General features: G+C 73.5%; 6 protein-coding genes. 3 read left to right on the top strand and 3 right to left on the bottom strand.

Going from position 1 to position 5,687, the window contains the following annotated elements:
* Positions 1-17: 17 nt before the first annotated feature.
* The gene (locus tag J1M40_RS04815) at positions 18-1,418 is read left to right on the top strand and encodes a geranylgeranyl reductase family protein (protein ID WP_082836653.1); all 1,401 of its coding nucleotides are present in this window, start codon (positions 18-20) and stop codon (positions 1,416-1,418) included.
* On the top strand, positions 1,415-2,479 hold the full coding sequence (locus tag J1M40_RS04810; RefSeq protein ID WP_063189759.1) for a polyprenyl synthetase family protein: 1,065 nt from the start codon (positions 1,415-1,417) through the stop codon (positions 2,477-2,479). Before J1M40_RS04815 ends, J1M40_RS04810 begins: the two co-directional genes overlap by 4 nt.
* A gap of 43 nt (positions 2,480-2,522) precedes the next feature.
* On the opposite strand, the gene J1M40_RS04805 is transcribed toward J1M40_RS04810, so the two are convergent.
* From J1M40_RS04805 to rarD, 3 genes are read right to left on the bottom strand one after another with little or no spacing between them, the layout of a single operon-like run.
* Complete coding sequence (locus J1M40_RS04805) at positions 2,523-3,020, bottom strand: HIT family protein (protein WP_070709449.1); 498 nt, start codon at positions 3,018-3,020, stop codon at positions 2,523-2,525.
* Positions 3,017-3,511 (bottom strand): hypothetical protein, encoded by a 495-nt coding sequence (locus J1M40_RS04800; protein WP_063189755.1) that lies wholly within the window; start codon positions 3,509-3,511, stop codon positions 3,017-3,019. The genes J1M40_RS04805 and J1M40_RS04800 overlap by 4 nt, the downstream gene beginning before the upstream one ends.
* Positions 3,512-3,520: 9 nt before the next feature.
* The gene (rarD, locus tag J1M40_RS04795) at positions 3,521-4,420 is read right to left on the bottom strand and encodes an EamA family transporter RarD (RefSeq protein ID WP_170721511.1); all 900 of its coding nucleotides are present in this window, start codon (positions 4,418-4,420) and stop codon (positions 3,521-3,523) included.
* A 12-nt stretch (positions 4,421-4,432) separates the two neighbouring features.
* Here rarD and J1M40_RS04790 point away from each other — a divergent pair.
* The coding region (locus tag J1M40_RS04790) for an FAD-dependent oxidoreductase (RefSeq protein ID WP_206450512.1) at positions 4,433-5,687 on the top strand (1,255 nt) is incomplete at its 3' end.

The raw sequence follows: 5,687 nt of genomic DNA, 5'->3' as shown, positions 1-5,687 counted from the left end.
GCCGAGGAGGCCCCCCAGTGACCGGCACGCCGACGTCGCCCGCGCCCGCCTCGACCCCCGCCGTCGTGCGCCGTGCCGACGTGCTGATCTCCGGCTGCGGCCCCGCCGGCGCCACCGCCGCCGCCCACCTCGCCGCGGCGGGGCTGGACGTGGTGGTGCTCGAGAAGACCGCGCACCCGCGTGAGAAGGTCTGCGGCGACGGCCTGACCCCGCAGGCGGTCCGGGAGCTGCAGCTGCTCGGCGTGCCCCACCGGGGTGAGCCCGGCGACGACGGCGGCTGGCGCGTCATCCGCGGCCTGCGGCTGCGCGCGGGCGAGCGCAGCGTGGACGTGCCGTGGGCGCCCACCCAGACGTGGCCGGACTACGCGCTCACGCGCACCCGACGCGATTTCGACGCCCTCCTGGCGGACCTGGCGCGCACCCGCGGCGCCGAGGTCCGCGAGCGGCACGCCGTCACCGGCGTCGTGCGGGACGAGGCCGGACGCGTGGTCGGGCTGGACGCGGAGCTGATCGCGCCGAACGGCCGCAAGACCGGGGAGACCGCCCGCTTCACCGCACCGATCGTGCTCGCGTGCGACGGCGTCTCCGCCCGCGCCGCCGTCTCCGCGGGCCTGCACCGCCGCGAGGACCGGCCCATGGGCGTGGCCGTGCGGGCCTATTACACCGCCGGCGCCGCCGTCGACGGGGCGATCCCCGCCCCGCCCGGCGACCGGGGGGAGTGGATGGAGTCCTGGCTGCGCCTGCCGGATGCCGAGGGCAACCCGCTGCCCGGCTACGGCTGGCTGTTCCCGCTCGCGGACGGCACCGTGAACGTGGGCCTGGGCATCCTGGACACCTCCCCGCAGTTCGGGAAGCTGGACTACCGCGGGCTGCTGAAGTCCTGGACCGGGGCGCTCACCGCGGACTGGGGGATCGCCGAGCAGACGCGCACCTCGCGGATCCTCGGCGCGGCCCTGCCGATGGCGTTCAACCGCACCCCGCAGCACGTGCCGGGCATGCTCCTGGTGGGCGACGCGGCCGGCATGGTCTCCCCGTTCAACGGCGAGGGCATCGGGTTCGCGATGGAGGCGGCCCGCCTCGCCGCGGACCTGGCCGTGCAGGCGCACGCGGCCGGGACCGACGGCGCCGCGGACGCGATCCTGTCCCGTTACCCGGTGATCACCCAGCACCTGTGGGGCCGCCACTTCGCCCTCGGCGCCCGGTTCGCCCGCCTGATCGGCGATCCGCGGGTGATGAAGGCGGCGCTGGGCGCCGGGATGGCCGCACCCCCGCTGCTGCGGGCCGCGGTGAAGGTCATGGGCAACACGGTGGACGCGCGGGGCGGCGACGCCGTCGACCGGGCCGTCCGCGTGCTCGAGGCGCTCACCCCCGCGCTGACGACCGCGGGCGGCGCGCCGTTGGGTAGGCTTGCCCGGTGACCACCGCAGACCCCGGCTTCGCCCTGCCCTCCGGCTTCGAACCCCTCGCCGAGCACGGCCGTGTCCTGGAGGTCGTGCTGACCGCGCTCGAGCAGGTCGAGGAGCAGCTGGACACTGCCCTCGGCTTCGACGACCTGTTCTCCGACACCGCCGCCCACCACCTGCTGGCCGCCGGCGGCAAGCGGGTCCGTCCGGTCCTGACGGTGCTCGCCTCCCTCCTGGGCGACCCCGCCCTGGCCTCCGGCGAGGTCGCCGACGTGGACGCGCCCGCCCGCCAGGCCGCCGTCGTGATGGAGCTGACGCACCTGGCCACGCTGTACCACGACGACGTGATGGACGAGGCCCCCGTGCGCCGCGGCGCTCCCGCCGCCCACCGGCTGTGGGGCAACTCGGCGGCGATCCTGGCCGGCGACCTGATCTTCGCCCGCGCCTCCCAGCTCATGGCCGAGCTGGGCCCGCGGCCCGTGCAGATCCAGGCGGACACCTTCGAACGCCTCGTGCAGGGCCAGCTGTGGGAGACTCGCGGCCCGGCCGAGGGCGCGGACCCGATCGAGCACTACTACGCGGTGCTCTCCGGCAAGACCGGCTCGCTGATCGCCGCGGCCGGCATGCTCGGCGCGCTGCTGGGCGGAGCCGACGAGGCCGCCGTCCAGGTGATGCGCGCATACGGCGAGAAGGTGGGCCTGGCCTTCCAGCTCGCCGACGACCTGATCGACCTCACCGGCGACGCCGAGCGGATCGGCAAGGTCCCCGGCACGGACCTGCGCGAGCGCGTGCCCACCCTGACCACGCTGCTGCTGGCCCGCGCCGCGCAGGGCGAGGGGCCGGAGGCCGAGGACGCCCGCCGGGTGCGCGCGCTCGTGGACGGGCCGCTCGACACCGACGAGCAGCTGGCCGCCGCCGTCGCCGCGCTCACGGGCCACCCCGCCATCGACGAGGCGTGGGCGATCACCCGCGGCTGGGCGGAGCAGGCCAAGCAGGCGCTCGACCCGTTGCCGGACTCCGCCGTGAAGGCGGCGCTCGAGGCGTTCGCCGACTACGTGGTCGGGCGCTCGGCCTGACGCCGCGGTCGGCGGCGTCGCCGCCTCGATCCGGGGAGGCCGCTCAGTCCAGGCGGGTCGGGGCGGGGTCCAGCGCGGCCGCGAGCTCCCGCGCCTTGCCGGCGCGGACCTCCGGGGCCACCGGGTGGCGCAGCTGCCGGTAGAGCATGTCCCCCTCGAAGCGGGGGAACACGTGCAGGTGGTAGTGCCACACGTGCTGGTTGCCGGCGGGCTCGTTGTGCTGGCGCGTGGAGACCCCGTCCGGGGCCCACGCGCGCTTCATGGCCAGCGCCACCTGCTGGGCCATCAGGGCGATGCGCTGCAGTACGCGCGGGGGCAGGTCGTAGAGGTTCTCGTAGTGCTCGGCCGGGCAGACCATGGCGTGGCCCTCGTGGTCGCCGAACCCGTCCACGGCGATCAGCACGAGCAGGTCCTCGTCCTGGTAGACGGTGTCCCCGAGCTCGCAGCGGTTGCCCGGGTCGGAGACGTCGCTGGCCACGAGCCCGCAGAACGGGCAGACGTAGTCGTCCGGGGCGTGGGAGACCGGGGCGGGCGCGGTCACCGGTCCAGCCCCTCGCCGTCGTCCTCGGGGTCCTCGAAGGTCCACGCGAGCAGGTCCGTCAGGAACTCGCTGAAGGTGCCGCCCTCGTCCTGCCACTCGCCCTCGGGCGCGTCGGCGCCGGCGGAGCGCCGCCACACCAGCGGGTCCGGCAGCGCCAGGTTGTCCACCGGCAGGCCCCACACGACCGTCTCGTCCGCGTCCTCCAGGAACATGAGGAAGCCGTCCCGCACCTCGAGGTCCTCGGGGTCCCACACGTAGTGGTCCGTCTCCATGAGGTCGCCGCAGTTGCCCAGGGCGAGGTAGAACTCGCGGAGAGCAGCCGGGATCATGAGCCCGGCGCCGAGCTGCTCCGCCGCGGGGGACTGGGCCAGCCGGGCGTCGACGTCGGCGGGGGCGAGGCCGTCGTCCTCGGCCCAGGCGTCGCCCAGCAGGTCCGGGACGAGCCGCTGGAAGGCCGGGAGGTACACGGGGGCGGGGGGCTTGGCGGGCATGCCGCCAGTCTAGGCGTGCGCGCCCTGCCCGGCCCGGACCGCCCGACGCTGCAGGCGGGAGGCGTTCAGCTGGTCGAGGGTGAAGACCGCCAGCGAGAGCCAGATGAGCCCGAAGCCCGCCCAGCGGGCCGCGGGCATCTGCTCGCCGAGGACCGTGACCGCCACGAGGAACTGCAGGATGGGCGCCGTGTACTGCAGCATCCCGAGCGTGGTCAGCGTCAGGGAGCGGGCCGCCGCCGAGAACAGGATGAGCGGAACGGCGGTGAGCACGCCGAGCCCGGCCATGAGCCAGAAGTGGCCGGGCCCCTCGGTGACGGTGGTGAGCAGCCCGGCCTGCGCCAGCAGCACGCTGCCCACCACGAACACGGGGATCAGCACCACGGTCTCGGCGGTCATCGCGGTCACCGCGTGCACGGGGGAGGGGAAGCGCTTCTTCACGAAGCCGTAGAGCCCGAACGAGGTGGCCAGCCCGAGCGCGATCCACGGCACCTGCCCCATCGCCGCGGACATCACGACGACGGCGGCCACCGCGATCCCGACGGCCACCCACTGGCCCCGCCGCAGCCGCTCCCCGAGGAAGAGCACGCCGAGCAGGACATTCACCAGCGGGTTCATGAAGTAGCCCAGCGACGCCTGGAGCACGTTGCCCGTGGTGACCGAGACCGCGTACAGCAGCCAGTTCACCGCGATGATCCCGGCGGCCAGACCCGTGGTGCCCCAGCGGCCGGGCGTGGCCAGCGCCGTCCCCAGCTCGCGCAGGCGGCGCATCACGGTCAGCAGCAGCAGGCAGAAGATCAGGGCGAAGCCGATGCGCACCACCACGATCTCCAGGGCCCCGGCGGGCGCGAGCACCGCCATGTAGAGCGGCAGCAGGCCCCACACGAAGTAGGCGGTGAAGCCGAGGGCCAGCCCACGCGGGTCATCGGCCGGGGCGGGGGAGACGGTGGGCGCCCGTTGCGCATCGCCATCATCGGTGCCGGACCCGCCGGGGTGTACACGGCGGACATCCTGACCAAGGAGGAACGGGACTTCCGTGTCAGCATCGACCTGTTCGACCGGTACCCGGCCCCGTTCGGCCTGATCCGCTACGGGGTGGCCCCGGACCATCCGCGCATCAAGGGCATCGTCACCGCGCTGCACAAGGTCATGGACCGCGGGGACATCCGTTTCCTGGGGAATGTGGACTACGGCACGGACCTGAGCCTGGCGGATCTGCGTCGGCATTACGACGCGATCGTGTTCTCCACCGGTGCGGTGCGGGACGCTGCCCTGGACGTGCCGGGGGTGGAGTTGGCCGGCTCGTTCGGTGGCGCGGACTTCGCGTCCTGGTATGACGGGCACCCGGATGTGCCGCGGCATTGGCCGTTGGAGGCCACGCAGGTGGCGGTGATCGGCAACGGGAACGTGGCCCTGGATGTGGCCCGGATCCTGTCCAAGCATGCCGAGGACCTGTTGCCCACCGAGATCCCGGACAACGTGTACCGGGATCTGGCCGCTTCCCCGGTCACGGATGTGCACGTGTTCGGCCGGCGTGGGCCGGCGCAGGTGAAGTTCACCCCGTTGGAGCTGCGGGAGCTGGCGCATTCGAGGGATGTGGACATCGTGCTGTACGAGGAGGACTTCGACTTCGATGAGGCCTCGGAGAAGGCGATCGAGGAGAACAATCAGGTCCGCACCATGGTGGGCACGTTGACGAACTGGCTCATGGAGCAGGAGGACCGTCAGCAGAGCGCCTCGCGTCGGCTGCACCTGCATTTCCTGCAGGCCCCGGAGGAGTTCCTGGACGAGGACGGCGACGGCCGGGTGGACGGCCTGCGGATGCGCCGGATGGAGTTGGACGGTTCCGGTGGGGTCCGTCCGACGGGGGAGACCGTGGACTACCCGGTGCAGGCGGTGTACCGGGCGGTGGGGTATTTCGGTTCGCCCGTGGAGGGGGTGGAGTTCGATGAGGTGCGCGGTGTGATCCCGAACGCGCAGGGCCGCGTGCTCGACGCGGACGGCGCCCCCGTCCCCGGCCTGTATGCCTCCGGCTGGATCAAGCGCGGCCCCGTGGGGTTGATCGGGCACACCAAGGGTGACTCCCTGGAGACGATCAAGCATCTGATCGAGGACGAGCCGGGGCTGTGGACGGCCCAGGAGCCCTCCGAGGAGTCGGTGATCGAGCTGCTCGAGTCCC

Source organism: Micrococcus sp. KRD026 (assembly GCF_017168445.1).
In the GTDB taxonomy this organism is placed as follows: domain Bacteria; phylum Actinomycetota; class Actinomycetes; order Actinomycetales; family Micrococcaceae; genus Micrococcus; species Micrococcus luteus.
This window is presented reverse-complemented; position numbering and strand designations above follow the sequence as displayed.